Source organism: Sulfurimonas sp. HSL3-1 (assembly GCF_039645995.1).
GTDB classification, from domain to species: Bacteria; Campylobacterota; Campylobacteria; order Campylobacterales; family Sulfurimonadaceae; genus Thiomicrolovo; species Thiomicrolovo diazotrophicus.
In genome coordinates this window covers 2162231-2186110 of record NZ_CP147920.1, presented here as the reverse complement: position 1 = coordinate 2186110, position 23880 = coordinate 2162231, and the positions used below count along the sequence as shown (strand labels likewise).

The 23880-nt window shown below is 58.9% G+C and carries 20 protein-coding genes; 12 read left to right on the top strand and 8 right to left on the bottom strand.

The window, feature by feature from the left end; translation table 11 throughout:
• The first annotated feature begins 2 nt into the window (after positions 1–2).
• The 5 genes from WCY31_RS11145 (at position 3) to WCY31_RS11125 (ending at position 7698) form a co-directional block, all read left to right on the top strand.
• Entirely contained in the window at positions 3–1577 is a 1575-nt protein-coding gene (locus tag WCY31_RS11145; RefSeq protein ID WP_345972430.1) for an NADH-quinone oxidoreductase subunit M, read from the top strand.
• Complete coding sequence (nuoN, locus tag WCY31_RS11140; RefSeq protein WP_345969873.1) at positions 1577–3085, top strand: NADH-quinone oxidoreductase subunit NuoN; 1509 nt, start codon at positions 1577–1579, stop codon at positions 3083–3085. The genes WCY31_RS11145 and nuoN overlap by 1 nt, the downstream gene beginning before the upstream one ends.
• A gap of 162 nt (positions 3086–3247) precedes the next feature.
• Entirely contained in the window at positions 3248–5824 is a 2577-nt protein-coding gene (locus WCY31_RS11135; RefSeq protein ID WP_345972429.1) for an HAD-IC family P-type ATPase, read from the top strand.
• Positions 5825–5886: 62 nt separating this feature from the next.
• Positions 5887–7137: a DUF4010 domain-containing protein gene (locus WCY31_RS11130; RefSeq protein WP_345972428.1), complete on the top strand. Its 1251-nt coding sequence runs from the start codon at positions 5887–5889 to the stop codon at positions 7135–7137.
• Between the two features lie 9 nt (positions 7138–7146).
• Positions 7147–7698 carry a DedA family protein gene (locus WCY31_RS11125; RefSeq protein WP_345969870.1) on the top strand — a complete coding sequence of 184 codons (552 nt, stop codon included), beginning with the start codon at positions 7147–7149 and terminating at the stop codon, positions 7696–7698.
• Here WCY31_RS11125 and WCY31_RS11120 read toward each other — a convergent pair.
• Both WCY31_RS11120 and miaA read right to left on the bottom strand, forming a co-directional pair.
• The gene (locus tag WCY31_RS11120) at positions 7682–8866 is read right to left on the bottom strand and encodes a diguanylate cyclase (RefSeq protein ID WP_345972427.1); all 1185 of its coding nucleotides are present in this window, start codon (positions 8864–8866) and stop codon (positions 7682–7684) included. The two genes, WCY31_RS11125 and WCY31_RS11120, sit on opposite strands and share 17 nt — an antisense overlap.
• Before the next feature lie 89 nt (positions 8867–8955).
• Entirely contained in the window at positions 8956–9852 is an 897-nt protein-coding gene (gene miaA / locus WCY31_RS11115; protein WP_345972426.1) for a tRNA (adenosine(37)-N6)-dimethylallyltransferase MiaA, read from the bottom strand.
• A 62-nt stretch (positions 9853–9914) separates the two neighbouring features.
• Here miaA and WCY31_RS11110 point away from each other — a divergent pair, with 62 nt between their 5' ends.
• Positions 9915–10787: an alpha/beta hydrolase gene (locus WCY31_RS11110; RefSeq protein ID WP_345972425.1), complete on the top strand. Its 873-nt coding sequence runs from the start codon at positions 9915–9917 to the stop codon at positions 10785–10787.
• Between the two features lie 4 nt (positions 10788–10791).
• Positions 10792–11652: a menaquinone biosynthesis prenyltransferase MqnP gene (gene mqnP, locus WCY31_RS11105; RefSeq protein ID WP_345972424.1), complete on the top strand. Its 861-nt coding sequence runs from the start codon at positions 10792–10794 to the stop codon at positions 11650–11652.
• A 161-nt stretch (positions 11653–11813) separates the two neighbouring features.
• Here mqnP and WCY31_RS11100 read toward each other — a convergent pair whose 3' ends face one another.
• Complete coding sequence (locus tag WCY31_RS11100; protein WP_345972423.1) at positions 11814–12110, bottom strand: c-type cytochrome; 297 nt, start codon at positions 12108–12110, stop codon at positions 11814–11816.
• Positions 12111–12292: 182 nt separating this feature from the next.
• On the opposite strand from WCY31_RS11100, the gene rfaD reads away from it, so the two are divergent.
• Genes rfaD through WCY31_RS11085 form a run of 3 tightly spaced genes read left to right on the top strand, consistent with a single transcriptional unit; the run spans position 12293 to position 15329 of the window.
• A complete protein-coding gene (rfaD, locus tag WCY31_RS11095; protein ID WP_345972422.1) occupies positions 12293–13300 on the top strand; it encodes an ADP-glyceromanno-heptose 6-epimerase in 1008 nt (335 codons plus the stop codon).
• Positions 13297–14733 carry a D-glycero-beta-D-manno-heptose-7-phosphate kinase gene (gene rfaE1, locus WCY31_RS11090; protein ID WP_428837492.1) on the top strand — a complete coding sequence of 479 codons (1437 nt, stop codon included), beginning with the start codon at positions 13297–13299 and terminating at the stop codon, positions 14731–14733. Before rfaD ends, rfaE1 begins: the two co-directional genes overlap by 4 nt.
• Positions 14727–15329: a YfaZ family outer membrane protein gene (locus WCY31_RS11085; RefSeq protein ID WP_345969864.1), complete on the top strand. Its 603-nt coding sequence runs from the start codon at positions 14727–14729 to the stop codon at positions 15327–15329. Before rfaE1 ends, WCY31_RS11085 begins: the two co-directional genes overlap by 7 nt.
• A gap of 178 nt (positions 15330–15507) precedes the next feature.
• Here WCY31_RS11085 and waaF read toward each other — a convergent pair whose 3' ends face one another.
• Genes waaF through WCY31_RS11070 form a run of 3 tightly spaced genes read right to left on the bottom strand, consistent with a single transcriptional unit; the run spans position 15508 to position 19650 of the window.
• Positions 15508–16479 carry a lipopolysaccharide heptosyltransferase II gene (waaF, locus tag WCY31_RS11080; protein ID WP_345972421.1) on the bottom strand — a complete coding sequence of 324 codons (972 nt, stop codon included), beginning with the start codon at positions 16477–16479 and terminating at the stop codon, positions 15508–15510.
• The gene (locus WCY31_RS11075; RefSeq protein ID WP_345972420.1) at positions 16476–17738 is read right to left on the bottom strand and encodes a glycosyl hydrolase; all 1263 of its coding nucleotides are present in this window, start codon (positions 17736–17738) and stop codon (positions 16476–16478) included. The genes waaF and WCY31_RS11075 overlap by 4 nt, the downstream gene beginning before the upstream one ends.
• 25 nt (positions 17739–17763) lie before the next feature.
• Positions 17764–19650: an LTA synthase family protein gene (locus tag WCY31_RS11070; protein WP_345972419.1), complete on the bottom strand. Its 1887-nt coding sequence runs from the start codon at positions 19648–19650 to the stop codon at positions 17764–17766.
• Between the two features lie 156 nt (positions 19651–19806).
• On the opposite strand from WCY31_RS11070, the gene WCY31_RS11065 reads away from it, so the two are divergent.
• Entirely contained in the window at positions 19807–21129 is a 1323-nt protein-coding gene (locus tag WCY31_RS11065) for a UDP-glucose/GDP-mannose dehydrogenase family protein (RefSeq protein ID WP_345972418.1), read from the top strand.
• A 43-nt stretch (positions 21130–21172) separates the two neighbouring features.
• Positions 21173–21904: a sulfotransferase gene (locus WCY31_RS11060; protein WP_231019167.1), complete on the top strand. Its 732-nt coding sequence runs from the start codon at positions 21173–21175 to the stop codon at positions 21902–21904.
• Here WCY31_RS11060 and WCY31_RS11055 read toward each other — a convergent pair.
• Entirely contained in the window at positions 21894–22751 is an 858-nt protein-coding gene (locus tag WCY31_RS11055; protein ID WP_345972417.1) for a sulfotransferase, read from the bottom strand. The genes WCY31_RS11060 and WCY31_RS11055 overlap by 11 nt on opposite strands.
• A 70-nt stretch (positions 22752–22821) precedes the next feature.
• A complete protein-coding gene (locus tag WCY31_RS11050; RefSeq protein ID WP_345972416.1) occupies positions 22822–23868 on the bottom strand; it encodes a glycosyltransferase family 4 protein in 1047 nt (348 codons plus the stop codon).
• Positions 23869–23880 lie beyond the last annotated feature (12 nt).

The following is a 23880-nucleotide window of genomic DNA, read 5'->3' as shown; positions in this document are numbered from 1 at the left end:
CGATGTTTGATCATATTCTTTCGATTCTGATTTTCTTCCCGGCACTGGCCGGTATGCTGGGCTTTATCGTGTCCAAAGAGAGCATCCGCGCCTACGGGATCACGGTCAGCGCCATCGAGTTCGTGCTCTCCCTGGTCATGTGGTACGTCTATGACCCTGCCGTCAGCGGCATGCAGTTCATGGAACAGTTCGCCCTCGTCCCCGCCTTCGGCATCAACTACCTCCTGGGGGTTGACGGGATCTCACTGTTCATCATCATCCTGGCGGCGTTCTTTACCCTGATCGGTATTGCGTCGCTGACGGAGACCCGCCGTGTCAAGGACATGATCATCACCTTGCTGTTCCTGCAGATGACGATGGTCGGTGTTTTTGCGGCGCTTGATGCAGTCGTTTTCTACGTCTTCTGGGAACTCTCCCTTGTGCCGATGCTCTATATCATCGGTGCCTGGGGCGGGCCGCTGCGCATCTACGCGTCGATCAAGTTCTTCCTGTATACCTTTACGGGATCGCTGGTCATGCTCGTCGGTATGCTCTTCATGGCGTACTTCTACTTCCAGGCAACAGGCCAGTGGAGCTTCTCGATCCTCGAGTGGTACCGCCTGGTCCTGCCGGAGAACCTGCAGCTCTGGCTCTTCGTAGCCTTCTTCATCGGATTCGCGATCAAAGTCCCGATGTTCCCGTTCCACACCTGGCTGCCGTATGCCCACGGGCAGGCGCCGACGATCGGTTCGGTTATCCTGGCGGCGATCCTGCTGAAAATGGGGACCTACGCGTTTGTGCGTTTCTCCCTGCCGATGTTCCCGGACGCTTCGGTCTTCTTTATGGTCCCGGTCGCGGTCATCGCGATCATCATGATCATCTACACGGCGATGGTCGCCTATGCGCAAGAAGACATCAAGCAGGTCGTTGCGTATAGCTCCATCTCCCACATGGGTGTCATCATCCTCGGTACCTTCGCGATGAACGTGGAGGGGATCAGCGGTTCGGTCTTCCTGATGATCGGGCACGGGGTCGTCTCCGGCGCGCTCTTCCTCCTGGTCGGCGTCATCTACGACCGCCGCCATACGAAGCTGATGAGCGAGTTCGGCGGCCTGGCACAGGTGATGCCGCGCTACGCGACGATCTTCGGGATCATGATGATGGCCTCCGTCGGCCTGCCGCTCACGATCAACTTCGTCGGCGAATTCCTGAGCCTGCTGGGCTTCTACTCCCAGTCGCATATGATGACGCTGCTTGCCGGTACGGCGATCATCGTCGGTGCGATCTACATGCTCTCCGCCTATAAGAAGGCGTTCTTCGGCGACGTCACCAAAGAGGAGAACAAGAACCTCAAAGACGTCAACAAGAAAGAGCTGGTCGCCCTGATTCCGCTGGCCATTATCGCGGTCTGGCTCGGTGTCTACCCGAAACCGGTCCTGACGCCGATCAATAACTCGGTCGAATCCATCGTTCAGCTGATGCACGAGAAGGCGATTACGCCGGAGGCAAAAGCGGCGATCCCGAACCCGGCCGAAACAAAAATCGCTATGGCTTCCGTGACGGAAGTCGAAGTGGACGTTGAAAGGGAGGCAGAATAATGTTGGAAGCTGTCAATGTATCTTTCGGTGAGCTGAACCTCGCCACCCTCGCCCCGATGCTCATCGCGATCACGGGCGCACTCGCGATCCTGGTCGTCGATCTGGCGAAGAGCGGGCTGCACAAGTCCTTCTACGTCATGGTCTCCCTGCTGTTCCTGCTGCTCGATTTCGGCTCGCTTGTCGATTTCGCCGGTATCTTCACGGAAAACGGCACGATGCTCGGGTTCTTCAATGTCATGCTGATGGACGGGATCTCCATCCTGTCGCAGCTCATCATCGTCGGCGCGTCGATGCTCTTCATCCCGCTGGCCCTGACGTCGAAGCGTTTCCACGAGTACAACTACCCGGAGTACTTCTCGCTGTTCCTGTTCATGATCGCGGGCTTCCAGTTCATGGTCGCGACGGACAACCTGATCCTCGTCTTCGTAGGTCTCGAGACGGCGTCTCTGGCGCTCTATACGCTTATCGCCCTGCATAACCGCTCCAAGTCCTTCGAGGCGGCGGTCAAGTACTTTACAATGGGTGCGCTCGCCGCCGGCTTCTACGCCTTCGGTGCGATGATCTTCTACGCGATCAGCGGTTCGGTCGAGATCCATACGATCGCCGAAGTGATGGCGGCGGACAGCTTTGCCAATATCGGTTATGCCAGTATCGGCAGTGTTTTCATGCTCGCAGCGCTGGGCTTCAAGGTCTCCCTGGTTCCGTTCCATACGTGGACACCGGACGTTTATGAGGGTTCCAGCGCGGCGCTGGCGGGCTACATGTCCATCGTGCCGAAGATCGCGGGCTTCGTCGTCGTCATGCGTCTGTTCGAGTTCATGGTCCACAGCGAAGTCGTCTGGCTGCAGGTGATCCTCTACGGCGGCGTCGTCGTGACGATGACCGCGGCGAACATCTGGGCGCTGGTGCAGACCGACGTCAAACGGATGCTCGCGTACAGCTCCATCTCCCATGCCGGTTTCGTCCTCGCGGCGATCCTGATCGGTACGACACAGGCGAATACGGCGCTCTTCCTCTACTGGGTGCTCTTCAGCTTCACGAACCTCGGTGCCTTTACGATGCTGTGGGTCAACCGCCAGAAGCATCTGCTGCCGGGTCAGAGTTCGGATCATCCGTACGAGAAGTTCGCCGGCATGGTCAAGATCATGCCGTTCGCAGCGGTCCTGATGGGTCTGTTCATGCTTTCGCTGGCGGGTATCCCGCCGTTCGGCCTCTTCTGGGGTAAACTCTATATGATCAGCTCCGCGGTCACCGGCGGCTATACGGTCCTGGCGCTTATCATGGCGCTTAACTCCGCCATTGCCGGGTACTACTACCTGAAACTGATCATCTATATGTTCATGAAAGAGCCGGTCATCCACGGCGTACACGAATACTACATGATGAACGCCTCGCTCTCGCTCAAGACGATCATCGGGATCGCCGCTTTTGCGACGATCTTCGCCGTTATCGCGGTCAACCCGCTCATCGAATTTATCGCGACCCTCGTCTACAACTCCGGGTACTGATCCCGGGGGCGGCGCGGCCGCCATCTTTTCTTCTTTGTCGGCGCTTCGCCGTTCTGTTTCCGTTTACTACCGATTTTATTAAAGTGCTACAATGATGCCATAAGGCTCTGAATGTGCGATGGGCATGCTTGGGGCAACCGGAATTCCTGAAAAGGAGCTACGATGGATACGGAGACGCCCGACTCACTACAGCGCGGCCTGAGCAGCGAAGAGGCCGAAACCCGTCTTGCGCAGTTCGGACCCAATACGATCGAGGAGAAGCAGGCTTCCTGGGCGGCGCGTCTTTTCAAACGCTTTTGGGGTCCAATCCCCTGGATGATCGAGACCGCCGCCGTTTTGGCGCTGAGCGTGCGGCGATGGGAAGAGTTCACCATCATCATGGTCATGCTGATCGTCAACGCGGCGGTCGACTTCTACCAGGAGTCGAAAGCACTCAATGCGATCGAGGTGCTCAAGAAGAAGCTGGCCAGAAAAGCACTGGTCCTGCGGGATGCCGCATGGAAAACGATCGATGCTTCAGCGCTTGTCCCCGACGACATCATCAAGATCAAAATCGGCGATATCATCCCTGCAGACGCCAAACTGCTCAGCGGAAGCGACTATATCCAGGTCGACCAGTCCGCATTGACGGGGGAGTCCCTCCCCGTTGAAAAAGAGGTCGGTGACGACCTCTACGCCAACGCGATCATCCGCCAGGGGGAGCTGATCGCCCACGTCACGGGCACCGGATCGCACACCTATTTCGGAAAAACGGTCGGGCTCGTCGCCAAGGCGGAACGCGAAGGGCGGAGCCACTTTCAGAAAATGGTCGTGCGCGTCGGGAACTTCCTCATTCTGCTGACACTGGCGATGATCGCCGTCATCGTCTACCACGGAGTGCAGAATAACGAACCGACGGTCGAACTGCTGATCTTTTCGCTGGTGCTGACGATTTCGGCCATCCCCGTGGCCATGCCCGCGGTCCTCACCGTGACAATGGCTATAGGGGCGCATGTCCTGGCGCTGAAAGAGGCCATCGTAAGTCGGCTGGCCGCGATCGAGGAGCTTGCCGGCATGGATGTGCTCTGTTCGGACAAGACGGGGACGCTGACGCAGAACCGCATGAGCCTGGCTGACCCCTACATCGCCGACGGTTTCGACGAAGAGGCGCTGTACGTCTACGCCGCCCTCGCAAGCAGGGAGGAGAACGGCGATCCCATCGAACGTCCTATTTTCGACATGATTGACACCCGGGGGCTGCGGGAGCGGCTGACGCCGTGGCAGCTCAAGAAATTTCTGCCGTTCGATCCCGTCCATAAACGTACCGAGGGGATCTACGACGGTGGGGAGTGCGAGCTGATCGTCACCAAGGGGGCACCGCAGATCATTATCGAACAGAGCGATGCGCATGAGTTCGACCGTGAGCATGCCTACGAGGGGGTACGGCTGTTCGCGGAAAAGGGGTTCCGCACCCTGGGGGTCGCTTTCCGCAAATGCGAAGAGGATGTCTACCATTTCGTGGGGCTTCTCCCCTTTTTCGATCCGCCGAGAAGCGACTCCAAACTGGCCGTCACGGAGGCGGAGGCGAACGGGATCGATGTCAAGATGGTGACGGGGGACAATATCGCCGTTGCGACCTATATCGCCCGGCTGCTTACCATCGGGGAACAGATCGAGGATGTCCGGGCGTTGAAGGGCGAATCGATCGAAGAGTATCTCTACCTCTCGAAGGTATTGACCTCGGCCATCACCGAGGCGGTGATGCCGCATGCCGCTGCGGCCGAAGTGGATACGAAAGTACGGGAAATCCTGCAGAAGGTGCAGCGTGAGCTTTACAACATGCCGATACCGAAGGGGGCGGTGAAGAAACACGAATCGGAGATCATCGCCCTGATCGAGGCGGCGCACGGGTTTGCCCAGGTCTACCCGGAAGATAAATATTTCATCGTCGATGAGCTGCAGAAGGCGGACCATATCGTGGGGATGACCGGCGACGGGGTCAACGACGCTCCGGCTTTGAAAAAGGCAGACTGCGGCATCGCGGTCGACGGGGCGACGGATGCGGCGCGCGCCGCGGCCGATATCGTGCTGACGGCGCCTGGCCTGCACGTGATCGTCGACGCCATCAAGGAGGCGCGGCAGATCTTCGAACGGATGAAGAGCTATACGATCTTCCGCATCGCCGAGACGATCCGCGTCATCATCTTTATGACGCTGGCCATCGTGCTCTACGACTTCTACCCGGTGACGGCGCTGATGATTATTATCCTGGCGCTGCTCAACGACATCCCGATCATGACCATCGCCTACGACAATACGAAAGTAAGGCAGAAACCGGTACGGTGGGATATGCGCGAGGTATTCGTTCTGGCGACCTGGTTGGGGATTGCCGGAGTGCTCTCCTCGTTTACCCTTTTCTGGATCACGATGTCGCTGATGCATCTGCCGCTTGACTTCGTACAGTCGCTCTTTTTCGTCAAGCTCATCATCGCCGGGCACGGCACGATATTCAATACGCGCATCGATGAGTGGTTTTTCCGCCGTCCCTTCCCCTCGGCACCGCTGCTGTCGGCATCGCTGCTCAGCGCCGCCGCCGGGATCGTCGTCGGCGTCTACGGATTCGGCGTGATGGTACCGATCGGTTGGGGTGCCGCCGCGGCTGTCGGGGCATACGCTTTCATCTGGTTCATCTTCAACGATGTCGTAAAAATGGCGGTTTTGCGCTATTATCGTAAACGGTTCGGCATCGCGGTGATCTGAGGGGCAAACAGACGGACCACCGGACGCTGAGGCGGGGTGATGCCTTTTTGAGGAGTCGAGAGATGGAAGAGTATTTTGACAGCCGGCTGGCGGATTTTGCCCTCACGGCGATGTTCAGTTTCCTGATCGGCCTGGAGATCAAGACCTACCGGCTGCGGTTCCATCCCACGGACCAGGAGCATACGTTCGGCTCGGCGCGGACGTATACGTTTCTCGGTATTCTCGGTTATCTGTGCTGGTTGCTCGGTATAGCCCCCTACCTTGTTGCGATGGCGGGAGTTACCCTGCTGTTTGCACTTTTTTACGTCCAGCAGCTCTCCAAGGGGCGTCCCTCTATTCTTTTCTATCTTGCGGCGCTGCTCGTCTATACCTTCGGGCCGCTGTCGGAACGTTTTGCCATCTGGCTGCCTTCACTGGTTTTCGTCCTGATGATCTTTCTGCTCAACGCCAAACCGCGCCTGCAGGCGTTGTCTAAAAGCCTCAATGCCACTGAGCTGGAGACCGTCGGCAAAATGGTACTGCTCTCGGCCGTCATTTTGCCGCTGTTGCCGCATCAGCGCATCGGGACGTTTCTGCCCCTGTCGCCTTTCGAGCTCTGGAGCGCGGTCGTGATCGTTTCGTCGATCTCCTACGGCGGCTACCTGGCCCAAAAATACATCTTCCGCCAGCGGGGGTACCTGATCGCCGGGCTGATCGGCGGGCTTTACTCCAGTACGGCGACGACGGTCGTGCTCTCGCGCAAGGCCGCCGAGATCGGGAACAGACGTCTGATGACGGGGGCCATCGTCGCCGCCTCGGCCATGATGTACCTGCGCCTTATCGTGATCGCCCTGATTTTCACCCCGGAGGTGGCGCGGGCCCTCCTGCTCCCTTTCATGCTCTTCGCCCTGGCGGCCTTTGCGATTGCCGCACCGTATGCCCTGCGGCAAAGCGGGGAGACGGTAAAGGTGGAAGAGAGTGTGGATAGAAACCCGCTGGAACTGGGGACCGCGTTCCTTTTTGCCGTCTTGTTTGTCGTGATGATGGCGGCAACGCAGCTCGTCACGGCCCATTTCGGCACGGGTGGGCTGCAGCTGCTCTCCTTTGCCGTCGGCTTTACCGACATCGATCCTTTTGTCCTGTCGCTGCTGACAGGCCATGAGGCGCTGAAAACGCCGGTGATCGTCTCATCGGTGATGATCGCCGCAGGCAGTAACAATCTGCTCAAGGCGATCTATGCCGTCTGGTTCGGGGGCTTTGCCGCCGGCCGGATTGCCGCGTTGTGGCTGCTGCTGCTCGGGATGTCGACCGTAGGTGTGGCGTTTATTATCTAGGAGAAGAGGATGCTTGAAGCGCTGGTGATGACGTACGGCTATGCGATGATCGCCGCGGGCACCTTTTTGGAAGGGGAGACGGTCCTCGTGATCGGCGGCTACCTTGCCCATGCAGGCTATCTGGAGTTGCCGTGGGTGATCGTATCCGCCTTTGCAGGCAGTTTTGTCGGGGATCAGTTCTATTTTTTCATCGGCCGGAAGCAGGGAATGGCGCTGCTGGAGAAACGCCCGCGCTGGAAGGCAAAATCCGAACGGGTACGTTCGCTGCTGCATCGCCGACAGAACGCGCTGATCGTCGGCTTCCGTTTTCTCTACGGTTTGCGGACGGTCACCCCTTTTCTGCTCGGCGCGAGCGGGATCGCCCCGGGAAAGTTTCTGCTGCTCAATGCCGCCGGTGCGGCGCTCTGGGCCGTTGCCGTTGCACTGGCGGGTTACCTGCTGGGGCATACCGTGGCGCTCTTTTTCGCCGAGGCGCACCGCTATGCCCTCTATGGTGCCCTCGGGGTCGCCCTTGCCGCGATGGCGGTCTGGGGATGGCGCATCGTCAGACGACAGCGTTGACGCGGTTCCGTCCCGCCTTTTTTGCCGCGTATAGCGCGGCGTCGGCCCGCCGGATAACAGCTTCATAGTCGGCGTCGCCGGCTTCCGTTTCGGCGACCCCGAAACTGGCGGTCACGATATCACCGCCGGCGGAGCTTTCATGACGGATTTTCAGTGCTTCGATATGACGGCGCAGCTCCTCCGCAAAATGCGCGGCGTTGGCAAGGGGAGTATTGGGAAGCATGATGATGAACTCCTCGCCCCCGTAACGGGCGATGCAGTCGCCGGGGCGTTTGAGGGACTCCTGCATCGTATGAGCCACGCTGAGCAGGCACTGGTCCCCCTCGATATGGCCGTAGGTGTCATTATAGGCTTTGAACGAGTCGATATCCGCCATGATCAGCGCGACGGGATGCTGTTCGCGCAATGAGCGCTGGTACTCCTCTTTCAGACGCTTCATAAAGTGGCGGCGGTTCGCGATGCCGGTGAGCGGATCGATCATGCTCTGCTCTTTGACGGTTTGGTAGGCACGCCGCAGGCGCCAGCCGACCAGCAGGATGATCCCCAGCCCGCTCAGGGCAATGAGGAGATGACCGCCGCCCAGCGGAAGCTGCGGGGCGATAACGTGGGGAATGGTGACGCTGACACCGCCGCGGATATCACCGACCTTGTAGCCTTGGGATTCATGGCATTTCAGGCAGCTTTTCTCCGTATAGAGCGGGGCCATGTAACGGTACCCGCCGTCGAAAAAGGCGCCGTACTCTTTTGTCCCGTGGTAAAAGGATTCGAGTACCGTGCGTTCCCAGGCCTTCGGTGCATTTTCGGGACGGATCGGTTTCAGGCTGGTGATATGGATCTGCAGGCCGTCGTACTTTTCCGCCAGTTCGGAGAGCTGTCGGGTCATATAGGCGGGGTTGACCAGGGTCAGCAGCTGCCCGTCCGGCAGGGGGATGTCCCGCCGCACATTCTTGAGGTGGGGATTGGGCGGTGTTGTTTCGTCGGCGAAGACGTAGACCCCCCCGTGGCGTGCATTCCACTCGCGGGTCAGCACGATCTGCTGGAAGAAGGCCCGCCCGCTTTTGAGCATGGCGTCCTCCTCAAGGTTTTTGTTATGGTAAAACTCCCATGTCCATGAGAAGAGGACGACTAAAATCCATCCGCCTGCGAGTAAGGCGATTTTGCCCTTCATTGATTGCACTCCCTGATTGATCGATATTATTAAGTGTATATTTATCTATTATAACACGGAGGGAATTAAGGTGAAAGGGGGCGTAAACGTTAATCGGAAAGGGCGGAAATTATGGGCTCCAGCAGCGCTTCGTAGGGCAGCAGGGTTTGCCGCGCAAACTGGTTGCGGTTAAAGGTCTGCTGCCGTTTGGCCAGCTGCGCCGTGTGGGTAATGATCTGCTGCGTCATCTCCTCTGTGGAGACCTTCCCGTCAAGGTACTCCAGCACCTCGATGATGCCGATCGCTTTCATGGGGTTGGGTGCACGGCCGTACTGCCGTTCCAGGCGGGCGACTTCGTCAATGAGCCCGGAGGCGATCATTTTGTGGGTGCGCAGGGTGATGCGTTCGCGCAGCAGGTCGCGGGGGACGTCGATCGCGAAGAGGGGGGCATCAGTCAGGATCGGTTCGGGGGGGTGGGCCGCAAACCATGCCGAGGGGGGCGTGCCCGTCTGCAGGTAGATCGTGAGCATCTTTTCGGTGCGGTAGCGGTCGTTGGCGTCGATCCCGGCCATATACTCCGGATCGACGCGCTGCAGCAGGGCGTACGCCTTTGCCTGCTCCTGCAGCAGTGCCGCGACCTTCTCGCGGGTGGTGTCATCGGTCGCGGGGGTTTCGGAGATCCCGTCGAAAAGCACCTTAAGGTAAAAGGAGGTCCCGCCGACGATGATCAGCGGTACACCGGCGGCTTCGCAGTCTCTGAGCGCCTGTCGGTAGAGATCGACGAAGGTCGTGACGTCGAAGGGCCGGTCCGGTGTCAGGACGTCGATGCCGTAGTGGATGATCTCCCTGCGCTCTTCGAGCGTGGGCTTGGCCGAGGCGATGTCGATCCCCTTGTAGATGCTGAGGGAATCAAGGGAGAGGATACGCGCGCCCGTGACGGCGGCGGCCCGCAGGGCAAGGTCGCTCTTGCCCGAGGCCGTGGGTCCGATGAGGGCGATCGTTTTCATGACGACAGTATACGCTACAATCGCTGTTAAAGTTGTGTAGAAAAGGCACAAGGAGAAGCGGGATGAAATGGACGGGCTATGCGGTTGCTTTCGCGGTATTATTGGCGCTGTGGGGGTGCGAAGCGATGGTGTTTCAGCCCGATTCACGGCTCTATGCGACGCCGTCGGATCTCAACATCAGTTACCGGGAAGCGCATTTCGATTCGAAAGACGGTACGCGGCTGTCGGGCTGGTGGCTTGAACCCCGGTCCGCACGGCTGGGCACGGTGATCATCGTGCACGGAAACGCGCAGAACATCTCGGCGCACTTTACCGGTTTTGACTGGCTAGTACGGGCGGGATACGAGGTGTTTATCTTCGATTACCGGGGGTACGGCGCCTCGGAGGGCACCCCGGGGCTGGAGGGTGCGGTGGAAGATACCCAAGCCGCCCTGGCATACGTGCTGGCCCGGCGCAGCGGGAAGGTGACCGTGATCGGGCAGTCGCTGGGAGGCGCGCTTCTGTTCAATGCCCTGGCGCGGCAGGGGACGGAGAGGATCGCGCTGGCCGTCTTGGACAGTACCTTTGCTTCGCTGCCCCAGGCGGGTAGGGAGGCGCTTGACCGCTCCGTCGTGGGGTGGCCCGTACAGTGGAGCGCGTCGCTGGCCCTGACGGACCGTTACGATCCCATCGGGATCGCTCCGTCGCTGGCGGTACCGAAGCTTTACCTCGCCGGCTCCAAAGACAGCATCATCTCCCCCAACCACAGCTGGCAGCTCTTTGATGCGTCGGCGCGGCCGCGCGCCTTCTGGCTCATAACGAGTGCCGGGCATATCAACGCCTTCGCCCATCCCCGGGTGCGGCAGCGCTTTTTGTCGTTTCTGCGCAGGCCTCTCTTTGACAAGGATGCCTCGGCTATGCTGATTTTTGATACAATTAAACAAAAAAGTGAGTAGCCGGGTGAAACGCATCGTCGCCAAACTGCATGATTTCAATGAGCTGGTGATGTTCCAGCACTCCATCTTCTCTCTTCCGTTCATCTTCATTGCGATGATCGTCGCCGCCGGGGGTTGGTTCGGCTTTTCGCTGCTGCTGCTGGGGATTCTGGCGGCAATATCGGCGCGCAACTTCGCCATGGGGGTCAACCGCTATGCCGACCGCGATATCGACGCGCTGAACCCGAGGACCCAGGAGCGCCCCAACGCCGACGGCCGTCTCGACAGCACGACGATCCTGCTCTTTTCCGTTGTCAACGCCCTCGTCTTTATCATTGTCGCCTATCTGATCAATGATCTGGCCTTTATGCTGGCGATTCCCGTACTGGCGGTGCTGGGAAGCTATTCGTATTTCAAGCGTTTCAGCGAGCTGGCTCATGTCGTGCTGGGCATTTCCCTGGGGCTTGCGCCCCTGGCCGGGGTGGTCGCGGTGAGCGAAAGCGTGCCGCAATGGTCGGTACTGCTCTCCCTTGGCGTCCTTTTCTGGGTGGCCGGCTTTGATCTGCTCTATTCGCTGCAGGACATCGAATTCGACAAGCTTCACGGGCTGCACTCCGTGCCTTCCGTCTATGGTCCGAAAGCGACCCTCTTCATCTCAACCCTCTTTCACCTCAATACGGTGCTGTTCTGGTGGATGTTCGTCTGGGCGGCAGAGCTGGGGTTCTTCGCCTGGATGGCGGTGGCAGCAAGTGCGCTGATGCTGGGGTATGAACACTACCTTGTCCGCAAGGATTTTACGAAGATCGACCGCGCCTTCTTTACCGTCAACGGCTACCTCGGGATCGTTTTCCTGGTGCTCATCATTCTGGACCAGTGGGTGCGGTAGGCCGTTGAGGCTGAAACTGCTGTGGTGTAATCGCTGTCAGAACGACGTGATAATGGATAGCGTTCGTATGGATACGGTTGAACGTTTTGTGAAAGCGGGGTAGGGTGGAAAATTGCGTGTAGAAAAGAGGTGTCCCGCAGGGATGCGGAACGGGGCCGGAATTACTTCAGGCCAGCGATGTAAGCTGCAACAGCTTTGATGTCTGCTTCAGAGTACGGAGCAACCTGACCTTTCATCAGTGCACCCATACCGTGGATGTTACGTGTACCGGCTTTGTAGTCAGTCAGAGCTGCAGCAGTTTTAGCAGCATCCCAGCCTTTGATGATCTCAGATTTACCGAGGGCTTTTTTCTCGCCGCTTGCACCGTGGCACGCAGCACATTTTTTGTACAGAGCAGCACCGTCAGCCGCCATCAGAGATACGCTAGCAACAAGCAGAGTCAGAGCGATTTTTTTCATTTTTAGGTCTCCAAGTGAAAATTTCGGGGTTCATTATACAGATTTGACTCTTAAACATTGTTAATCATTCCTATTAGTTTCACTTAACGAGATGTTCACTTCTGTTGAACAAAAACTGGCCCTTAGAGGGTTGTTACGTTCAAAATGGTAAAATCCCCTAATTTTTAACGTAGGGAAAAACGATGCGCTATATTGATGACGACCTGAAAAACAAGACGATTCTGATCACGGGGGGCGCAGGCTTTATCGGCGCGAACCTGGCCTTCTACTTTCAGGAGAATCATCCCGAAGCCCATGTCGTCGTGCTCGACAGTTTCCGCAGCGGCGAGACCCTCTCAAACGGCAACCTCAAGAGCTTCGGCCACTTCAAAAACCTGATCGGTTTCCGCGGCGAGGTGATCAGCGGCGACATCAACGACAAGGCGCTGCTGGCCAAGCTGGAGGGGGATTACGATTTCGATTACATCTTCCACGAGGCGGCGATCTCCGACACGACGGCGCTGGAGCAGGACTTGATGATCCGTACGAACCTCAACGCCTACAAGGACCTGCTCGACATGGCAGTGCGCCAGGGGGCAAACATGATCTACGCCTCTTCGGGCGCGACCTACGGCGACGCTTCCTCGCCGCAGCGCGTCGGGGTCGAAGCACCGCAGAACGTCTACGGCTTTTCGAAGCTGATGATGGACCATCTCAGCCGTGATTATATGAAACGCGAGAAGATCGGCATCGTCGGTCTGCGCTATTTCAACGTCTACGGGCCGCGGGAGTTCTTCAAGAACAAGACCGCCTCGATGGTCGTACAGTTCGGCCACCAGATTCTCGCCGGCAAAAACCCGCGCCTCTTCGAAGGCTCGGACAAGATCGTGCGCGACTTTATCTACATCGAGGATATCATCCAGGCGAACGTCCTGGCGATGCACCCAAAAGAGAACGGCATCTACAACGTCGGGACCGGGAAGGCGCGCTCCTTCCAGTCCATCGTCGACTCGCTCCAAAAAGAGCTGGGCACAGCGCTGCCGTGCGAGTATATTCCGAACCCCTTCGTCGGACGCTACCAGTTCCATACGGAAGCGGACATCGGCAGCACGATGCGGGGACTGGGCTACAAACCGCGCTATGAGCTCGAAGACGGGATCAAAGCCTACATTCCCGAGATCAAGCGCCTCTTTGAAGAAGAGGTCAAATGATCCCGTTGCTGCGTAACAGCCGTCCCAATATCCTCGTCATCGGCGATCTGATGATCGACCACTACCTCTGGGGCCGGGCGGAACGCATCTCCCCCGAGGCGCCGGTGCAGGTCGTCGACGTTGCCAACGAGACGACGGTGCTGGGCGGGGCGGGCAACGTCATCAACAACCTGACCGCCCTGGGCGCCTCCGTCAGCGTCGCCTCGGCCATCGGGGATGACGCCAACGGCAAGGAGCTGACGCTGATGCTCAAAAGCATCGGGGTGAAGACGGAGGGGCTGGTGACGCAGCCGGGCCGCAAAACGAGTAAAAAGAGCCGCGTTATCGCCGCGAACCAGCAGATCCTCCGTTACGACAAAGAGTCCAAGGATGCCATTACCGAAGCCTCCGAATCGAAGATCCTCGCCGCGGTGGAGAAGGACCTTTTCCTCTACGACATCATTATTCTCTCCGACTACGGCAAAGGGGTGCTCACCCCGGCCTTGGCGCAGGGGGTCATCACCCGGGCTCGCGCGGGGGGCAAGAAGGTGCTCGTCGACCCGAAAGGGCGCAACTACACGAAGTACCGCGGCGCGCACCTGCTGACCCCCAATAAAAAAGAGGCGATCGAGGCGACCGGCATCGAGATCAAAGACGACGAGAGCCTGAAGGCAGCGCTGCTGTGGCTGAAAAGCGAGTGCGGCCTCGACCGCTCCATGATCACTCTCTCCGAGGACGGGATCGCGATCTTCGACGAGAAGCTCAAGCGTTTCCCGACCGTGGCCCAGGAGGTCTATGACGTGACGGGGGCGGGCGATACGGTGATCGCCTCCATCGCGTTTGGGCTGAGTTCGGGTCTCAGCATCGACGACGCGGCCCGTTTCGCGAACCTCGCCGCCGGGGTCGTCGTCGGCAAGATCGGTTCGGCAACGGTGACCCTGGATGAGATCGAAGAGTACGAGGCGATGCTGCACCAGAGCAGCTCCGATGCGCACATCAAGAGCTTCGAGGAGATCGACCGGATCGTCAACCGCTGCCGGGCCGGGGGGAAACGCATCGTCTTTACCAACGGCTGTTTCGACATTCTGCACGTCGGACACGTCAAGTACCTCCAGGTCGCCAAGAGCTTCGGCGACATCCTGATCGTCGGGCTCAACTCCGACGCCTCCGTCCGCGCCCTCAAAGGCCCCTCGCGCCCGGTCAACAGCGAAGATGACCGCGCCTACATCCTCGCCGCGCTGGAGTCGGTGGACTATGTCGTCAAGTTCGGCGACGATACGCCCTACGAGCTGATCAAGATGCTCTGCCCCGACGTCCTCGTCAAAGGGGGGGACTATGAGGGTAAAGCCGTCGTCGGAACCGAATTTGCAGGCGAGCTGAAACTCGTCGATTTCGTCGAAGGCAAAAGTACGACGAAGACCATAGCAAGAATCCAGGAGGGAACAACATGCTGAAAACTTTGGTAACCACGCTGGCGCTCGGCTGCTCGCTGTTCGCGATGCACGAAGCGGAACTGAACCTGAACAACTACGATCTCAATGCGAAGCTCGACTTTGACATGGGACAGTTCAACGATGCCGTCGATCCGGAGACGGTCTTTCTCGGGGCCCGTTACCTCCGCGGCTCCTATCATCACAGCGACGAACTCCGCGACAAGGACCACGATCTCTTCGATGCGCACTTTGCCGTAGCGCAGCGTCTCTCGGGCAACGATGCCCTGACCCTCGGGCTCGGGGTGAAATTCGTCTATACCTCGATCGAAGGGTACGATTTTGACGCCCTGCCGATCGGTGTTTTTGCGCGTTACGAGCTGCCGCTGAACCTACCGGTTCCCTTTATCGTGGGCGGGGCGCTCTATTACGCACCGGAGGTGCTGGCGTGGCAGGATGCGAAGAACTACCTCGAATACGACCTCTCCCTCGATATCCGGATCATCGACCGCGCCGCGGTGACGGCGGGCTACCGGAAAATCGATACGGATTTCGATCTCTCCGGCGGAGATTTTACCTTCAACGAGGCGTGGTACGTCGGCGTCAAATTCCGCTTTTAAACACTTTCTTTCTCGGCGGGGCTAGACGATCAGACGCTCCGCCGCCTCAATGACTTCATACGCTTCGATCGATTTCATACATTCATGGTGTCACCATTGATGAAAACGCCCATGGAACCAAGTCCCATGAGCTACGCTGGCCGCTGTGGCGCTGAAGCTAGCCTTTGACAAGGCAGAATCAGACAATAAGTTTTTCTGCTGCCTCAATGACTTCATACGCTTCAATCGATTTCATACATTCATGATGTTTGAGCGGACATTCGCGTTTCATGCAGGGAGCGCACTCCAGGTCGTGGCGGACGATGGCGCTTTTAGGATTGCCCCATTGGCAGGTCTCTTTGTGGCGTGTCGGGCCGAAGATCGCGACGGTGGGGACGCGGTAGGCGGCCGCGACGTGCATCGGACCGCTGTCGTTGGTGACAAAGAGCGAAAGTCCCCCGACAGCGGCGCAGAGTTCGGTGATGGTCGTTTTTCCGGCAAGGTTGCGGTAGTTCTCGACCTCCCGTGCCTGCAGATCCTTTTCGATCGCCTCCGCCATGGCCGTTTCGCCGGGACCGCCGAAGATAACGATGTCGTAGCGGTCTGAAAAATGGGCGGCGACGGCGGCAAACTTTTCGGGGTACCACCGTTTGGCCGAACCGTAGGTCGCCCCGGGATTGATACCGAGCGTCGGTCGTTCAAAGGTGCGGGGCGGGATGAAGAGGCGCAGCGGCCCCGGCGCGGTTTCGGTGCCGCAGAGGCGGTCGGCCAGCCGCTGGTACTGTTGCGTAAGATGCTCCTCGCGCGAAAGGGCGACGGCGTCGCTGAGCAGCAGCCGCGCATGCCAGCTCGCACGGGCGACGCTTCTGGGGGTTCCCGTCCAGCGCAGCAGCAGCGAGGCGTGCAGCTGGTTGCGGAAACTGACCGCGGCATCGTGGCGGCCGATCGTTTTGGCGAAGCGGTAGGTATTGGCGAGGCGGTTCCCGCCCTTTTTTGTCTCGTCAACGTAGGCATTGACACACATCGGGTGGTGTTTAAGGGCTTCGATAGCGACATGGGATCCGACCAGGGTGAGACGTGCCTCGGGGTAACATTCGCAGAGCGATTCGATGGCGGCCGTGGCCATGACCGCGTCGCCGAGCCAGTTGGGCAGGATGATCAGCAGTTTCACGCTTCGTCCTTTTCAATCAGATAGACCGGGGCGCCGGAGACCGCGAGGGCATCCGTCGTAAAGGTGCGGCCGTCGCGGCCGATAAAGCGGCGGGGCTCGGCAAAGTGCTGGGTATATGCCTCGTCGTTCGTCCAGAAGATGCGCAGCAGGCCATCGGGGCGCTGCAGCACCATTTCGAACCGTTCGCGGCGCTGCTGAAGGGCGATGTGCCGCGCCTCCTTCAACAAGGAGGTCATGGTCTTGAAGGCGTGAAATGCCGGGCGCTCCCGCCAACCGTCCCGCGTATCGACGAGACCGTAGCCCGGGGCGGCAAGCTGATGCCAGTAGACGGTCGCGACCTGCTGCGTGGCAAGGGCAAGCAGGTAGTAGCGCACCATGTAAGAGGCGTAGGTCTCCTCGTCCACGCACTCTTTTTCGCTGGTCGGTGCGTAGGGGGCCGTCCCCGTCAGCGGCCAGTTCGTTTCAGTGAGGTAAAGGGGACGCTTTGCACGGGGGGAGAGCATCGTCAGGGAGGAGAGAAAGTTGATCTTGCAGGGGAGGTCGCACCCGGCCTGGGTGTTTTCCGGCGCCCCGCGGCGGTCGACGTAGAGCAGGGCATTGACGGCGTCGAAACGGACACCGCGGAGGTTGAAAAGGGCGTGGGCGGCGAAGTGGTATTCAAAATCGATGACACCCGGGCCGATAAGTTGCAGCTCCGGGAAAGCATCGTCACGGAGCTGCTGCGCCGTTTTGAAAAAATCCAGGTATTCGTTGACACTGGCAAACCCCCATTTGGCACGGTTGAGGGTGGTCCCGATCTGAAAGCGGTTCCCGAAGGGGGCGAGGGCGGTAAAGGTCTGTTCGAGCGTCTCTTTTCGCAGCGCGGCGTCCTCAATGTGTTCGCGGTCCTGCATCAGGACGAAAAAGAGCCGTTTCCCCTCAAGTTGCCTGACGAAGGAAACAATGGCATCCAGTTCGCTGCGCTCCCAGAGTTTGACCCGGATCAGCAGCTCTTCCACGTCGAGCGAAGGAAGTGCCTCCAGCGTAGCGTCCGGCGCGCGCAGGGGGTCGACGATCAGCCCGGCAAAGTGGGGGGCGTCAATAGGGTGGCGGCGCAGGAAGGGCATGGCCAGGAGGGCCAGCGGCAGCCACAGCAGGCCCGAGAGCGCCGTTTTGACGAGGGAGGCACGCTGTGCTTTTCGCAGCCTTCGTTTGAGGGGGCGGTCTTTGAGCTGATAAGGCTGATCGGAGTGGAAATCCCATGCGTACGGCGGTTTCATGGGACGTATTATAGCGAAGCGGGTGTCAGCGTCTGCCCGCCAAAGAGGCGTACGCCGGCCGGGTTGCGCGGTAGGTATGGAAACGGCCTGTTTCTCCGGCAAACAGCAGTCGCTGGGAGACGTCGGTAAAGGCGGCGGCGCGCAGGGTATAGTCTTCGGAATTGCGCTCGCACGCTGCGGGCTTTGCCCTGTATCGGGAGACGTCATAGCAGGTGACTTCTCCCGTGTCAGCAAGGTACTCGACGGCCTGCATCCCCTCGACCCATCCCAGGATGCCGTTGCGGTAATAATCGGCGACGAAATGCTGATCGCTGACAAGCGATTTTCCGCTGAAATCCGGCATCAGTTTTTTGTAATCCCCGAAGACGATGTCGACGACGGTCGGGGCGATGTCGCGCTGCGACACATAATGGTCGAGGTAGTGCGGTGCAATGCTGGCACCGTAGAAGGCAAGGGGGATCATAAAGTTCTCAAAGGTGCCGTCGACGCCTCCGCCGCAGTGGTCGGCGAAAAAGACAAAGAGCGTGTTCGGGTAGTGTGCCTGCACCGCCGCGACGAACTCTCCCAGGGCTGCGTCCGCAAAATGCAGCGCATTCAGGCGGTTGTTCTGTTTTTCATCATCGGCGAAACGGGTTTTCCCGACCCCCTCCGGGAGCTTGTCGTCATGGGTTGTAGCACCGTTGATACCGAGCACGAAAGGCGAAGAACTCTCCCCGAGCTTCTGTAAGGCAAAGGCGTAGAGGTCCTGGTCGTAGACGCCCCAGAAATTGGTCCCGAATCGGCGTTCGGTAACGTCCTCCTTGCCGTAGCTTTCGCTAAAGCCCAGTTTCTGTGCCAGCGCGCCCGTGCCGCTGGTCTCTTTGGCCGTCCCTTGGAAGAAGATACTGCGGTATCCGCGGGCATTAAAGAGGTCGATGACCGAACGGTAGCGGAAGTTTTGCAGCTGAGTTTTCGCGACACTCCTGGCAAGGGGGTTCTGATAGGAGACCAGGGTGGTGAACATCCCTTCCGTCGTCCGGTGACCGCCGGCGATCGCGGCTTTCGGACGGAGCGAGCGGGGAAGGATGCTGTCAAAAAAGGGTGTTGTTTGGAGTGCATGCCCGTAGGGCTGCATGTTGACGCCGCTCCACCCTTCGAGGAAGAAGAAGATGACGTTCGGGGTGGCGTTCATGCCGGTCACGGTACGGCCGTCGTCATAGATTTCGGCAAATCCCCGTTTGACTTCCCGTGGGGAAAGCTTGGCGACGCGTCGGGGGAGGAGACGCCCTTCCGTGTCGACGAGGGAGAAGAGGGCGCTGTAGCTCCCGTTAAGCGCCAGCTGCGCCAGGCGGGCGTCTCCGATCTGGCTTGATTGCCAGGGGGTCAGGGGGATGTGCGCGAACATCCCGCGGATGAAGAAGACGGAAAGGCCCAACAGCAGCAGGGTTTTCGGAAGGTAGTAGCGGTCGAGGGGAACCGGGTGCAGCCGGGCGCGGCCAAAACGGTAGAAGCCCCATACCATCAGCGGCACGGCGGTCAGTGCGGTGAGGGTGAAGAGGGTATTCTGCCCGAGCGCCGTCATAAAAAGTCCGCCGGCATCGTTGAAAACATCGGTGATCTCGTAGGCGATATGGCGGGAGGCATCCTCGAAGTAGAGGATGTCGGAGAGTTGCAGCATGACGAGCGAACCGAGAAGCAGCGCGGCGCCGATGTGCAGAAGCCGGGCATTAAACTGCCCCAGCGTCGCAAACAGCGTGACGATGGCGGCGGCGGCGAAATCGAAACGGTACCCCCATACAAGGGCGTGCAGCAGGGATGCGATGGGGTAGCCGCCGAAACGATCGGCGTAGAAGGCGAGAAAAAGCAGTTTGGTCGCCGCCAGCAGCAGATAGGCGAGTGCAAACAGCGTAAAGTAGTTGCGCAAAAAAATCATGGACTACCCTCTCCCCGGTTACCGGCATCGGGGGAGTACGGGGGACGTTCTCCCCGGAATGCGCTGTTTTGTTGTCAGAATGTAACCCTATTGTATCCTATTTCTAATACCCCATTGGGTACAATCACCTCCAAGAAAACCGCGAGGAGCGAAGAGATGAAAATATCCGTCATCGGCACGGGCTATGTCGGCCTGGTCAGCGGGACCTGTTTTGCGCAGATGGGCAACAGCGTCACCTGTGTGGACATCGATGAGGGAAAGATCGCGAAACTGCGCCAGGGGATCATCCCGATCTATGAACCGGGTCTGGAGACGATGGTCCTCGAGAATCATGAGAAGGGCACCCTGGCGTTCACGACCGATATCCAGGAGGCGATCGCTTCGACGGATGTCGCCTTTATCGCCGTCGGTACCCCGATGGGCGAAGACGGCAGCGCGGACCTTCAGTACGTGCTGGCCGTCGCCAAAAGCATCGGCGAGCATATGCAGCATTACATGGTCGTCGTCGACAAATCGACGGTTCCCGTCGGTACGGCCGACAAGGTCAAAGCCGCGATCCAGACAGAACTGGACAAGCGCGGCGTCGACCTGGAATTTGACGTTGTCTCCAACCCTGAGTTCCTCAAAGAGGGCGCGGCCATCGAGGACTTCATGCACCCAGACCGCGTCGTCATCGGTGCCGAGAGCGAGACGGCGATGCAGGTGATGCACGACCTCTACGCCCCCTTCATGAAAAAAAGCGACCGCTTTATCGGAATGGATATCAAGAGCGCCGAGATGACCAAGTACGCCGCGAACGCGATGCTCGCGACGAAGATCAGCTTTATGAACGAGATGGCCAATATCTGCGAACGTGTCGGCGCGGACGTCAACAAGGTGCGCCACGGTATCGGTAGCGACGGCCGCATCGGCTACAGCTTCATCTACCCGGGCTGCGGCTACGGCGGCAGCTGCTTTCCGAAGGATGTGCAGGCCCTGGCCAAAACGGCCAAGGATTTCGGCTATACCCCGCGGATCCTCGACGCCGTCGAAGCGGTAAACTACGATCAGAAAATGGTCATGGCGGACAAGGTGATCAAACGTTTCGGCGAGGAGCTCTCGGGCCTTACCTTCGCCGTTTGGGGCCTGGCGTTCAAACCGGAAACGGACGATATGCGCGAAGCCTCCTCCATCACGATCATCAACGCCCTGACAACGCGCGGCGCGAAGATCAAGGCCTACGACCCGAAAGCCCGCCACGAGGCGGAGAGCTACTACCTCAAGGGCAATGAGCGCGTCGAATACGTCGACAGCAAATACGACGCGCTCACCGGCGCCGATGCGCTCATCCTCGTCACCGAGTGGCAGGAGTTCCGCAGCCCCGACTTCGACGAGATCGACAAACGCCTCAACAGCCCGATCTTCTTCGACGGCCGCAACCAGTTCGACAAGGAGCGTATGGCGCGTCTCGGATTCGAATACTTCCAGATCGGGGTCTGAGAACGTTATTTCCGATAAGAAAAAAACTACAGAAGGAGAAAGCTTGAAGACAGCTTTTTTTGTTTCTACGGGACGGACCGGGACCGACTTTTTTACCGATTTTTTCAATAATGTCGTTGAGAACTCCTGGAGCCTGCACGAACCGAAACCCGCATTCAGAAAGCGGGGGCATCAGCTGATGTCACGCCCCCACACGATGTGGGAAAAATACTACTTTGCGCTGCCGCGGCGCTGGTGGCATATGAAGCATTCGGAAGAGTGGTACGTTGAAACGAACTACCACCTCTTCGCCGCCATTCCGCTGATCCGGGACGCCTTTCCCGACGCGCTGGTGTTCCACATCGTCCGCGACGGCAGGGACGTGGTCACGTCATGGCTCAACCGCGGCCGCTATATCACGAACGACCATATGACCCCTTTCCATATTCCCGGCGACCCGGCGCAGGCGTTGTGGGAGAACTGGAACGCGCTGCAGAAACTGGCCTGGTACTGGAAAACGGTCAATACCCGCGCCATCGAGACCCAGCCGGACATGATCATCAAGTTCGAAGAGCTCTTTAAGACGAACAAGGAGCTCATCTTCGACATCCTGGCGAAATTTGACGGCCTGGTCTATGACGAAGCAAAGGTCCGCGCTTCGCTGGAGAAGAAAGTCAACCGGAACCGCATCGAGTTCTTCCCGAAGTATGACGAATGGCCGCGCCACTGGAAAGAGCAGTTCTGGGAGATCGCCGGGGAAAAGATGGAAGAGCTCGGCTACGCTTTCAAGCCGTAAAGCTGTAGCCTTCGAAGAAGGGGTACTTTTCGATCTCCCCACTTACCCGCGCTTTGAGCGCCTCGTCCCATGTATAGTCATTGCGGGTTTTATGCGGTTTCGTATAGACGATCGCCGCGCAGGCGTCGAGGTACTCCTCGGTTGTCTCAAGGCCGAGAAAATCGCATATTCTTTTCAGCTCCTCTTTCGGGTGTTCCATGAAGTTTTCGATCTTGACATGGATGACGTCCGCTACATCCACCTGCTCAAAGACCGAATTCGCCGTCTCCACGAGGGAGAAGTAGTGTTCGAGTTCCCCCGTTAGCGCCTCCGGCGTCACTTTGCTCTTGTCCGAACCGACGGCCCGGTAGGCCATGGTGCTGATATTGTCGTAGGGGTTGCGGATGACGTGAATGAACTTGATCGGGAGGTCGATCGTCTTTTTCAGCTTCTTCAGCAGTTCCGGGTTGCGGCTGAAACGCCTGGAGCTGTTCCCCCCGCGTTTGTCGCCGATCACCTTCAGGTCGGTGTATTTTCCCTGGTACTGGCCTTCGACCGCATAGGAGTAGCCCGTCCACTCTCGGCCGGCCTCGGTGAACTGCTTGGCGTTGCGCAGCAGCAGGTGGAAGATGGCCTCTTTCGAAAACCCGTACTTGATATACTTGAGCACATCCTGCTCGTGGGCGATATTGGTTTGGGGATGGGCATCGATCAATGAACCGATCAGGCTGTGACTGCTGCGCGGATAGCCGACGAACATGCAGTAGGTTTCGACATGGTCAAAAAGGTGCGGCTCGGCTTTCAGCGCCTGTTTCGTATAAAAGTAGTCTTTGAGCAGGTCGAGCTTTGCTTTGACGTTTCCGAACATAGAGTATTTCCTTGCTTTTGTGGTGATAATCATACAGTAAAGGGTGTTGGGGTTCGCTGATTTTCAGCGCCTAGCGCCGATAGAGCCGTTCGTACTTTTCGGTCATGGCGGCGGGCGAGTAGGCGTCGAGTTCGTCCCGGGCACGGGCGCTCAACCGTTCGCGCAGGGCAGCATCGCCGTAAAGGCGCTTGATGGCTTCGGCAAGGGCGCGGGCATCGCCGGGCGGCACGAGCAGACCGTTGTCCTCATGATGAACGATATCGGGGATGCCGCCGACGTTCGAGGCGACGATGGGCACATCGAACTGCATGGCGTCGAAGAGGATGGATCCAAGCCCTTCGTAGCGGGAGGGGAAGGCGAAGAGGTCGAAACATGCCAGATAGTCGCCGACGTTGTTGACGAACCCTTCAAAGGTGATATTGCCAAGATCGGCCGCCGCCGCTTTCAGCATGGCCTCGTCGCTGCCGCCCCCGAGCAGTATAAACTGGATATCGGGGTGCCTCCGTTCCAGGATGCGGGCCGCTTCGATGAGGATGGCCTGCCCCTTGTGGGCGTCGACAAGCGCGCCGATCTGCCCTACGACGAATTTCCCCTCAAACCGGGTTTTCAGCTGTCGGACACGTGCCTCATCGGTCTCCAGCCTGCTCCAGGCGCTGGGGATGGTGGCAACATCGGTCTCCGGGACGATCTTTCGGATCTCCGTTTTGATGGCTTCGGAGAGGGCAACGCACTGCGTGGCGGAGGCATAAATCGCCCGGTTGAAAGCGTTGTTCGTGATGGCGTGGTCGACCCGACGCGTGACGATGTACGGGACGCCGAGAAGCCATTTGCCAAAGAGGGCGAACTGCGCCGCTTTTGTTTCATGGGCGTGCAGCACTCCCGCGCCTTTGAGATGGCCCAGGTGGAGGGCGTAGGGTTTGCCGATTTCGATGACGGAGAGGTTTTCGATGCCCCGGCAGCGCCGTCCCAGTTCCGAACCTTTACGCACGAGCAGCCGCTGGCGGTAGCCCCGCTGCGAGAGTGTTTCGATCAGCAGCTGCGTCTGCCGCTCGCCGCCGCGGAACCCCTTGGCAAAGTTGGCGTGGGCGATCAGCATGCCGGTGGCGGAATGCGTCATGGTTGGAAGTCC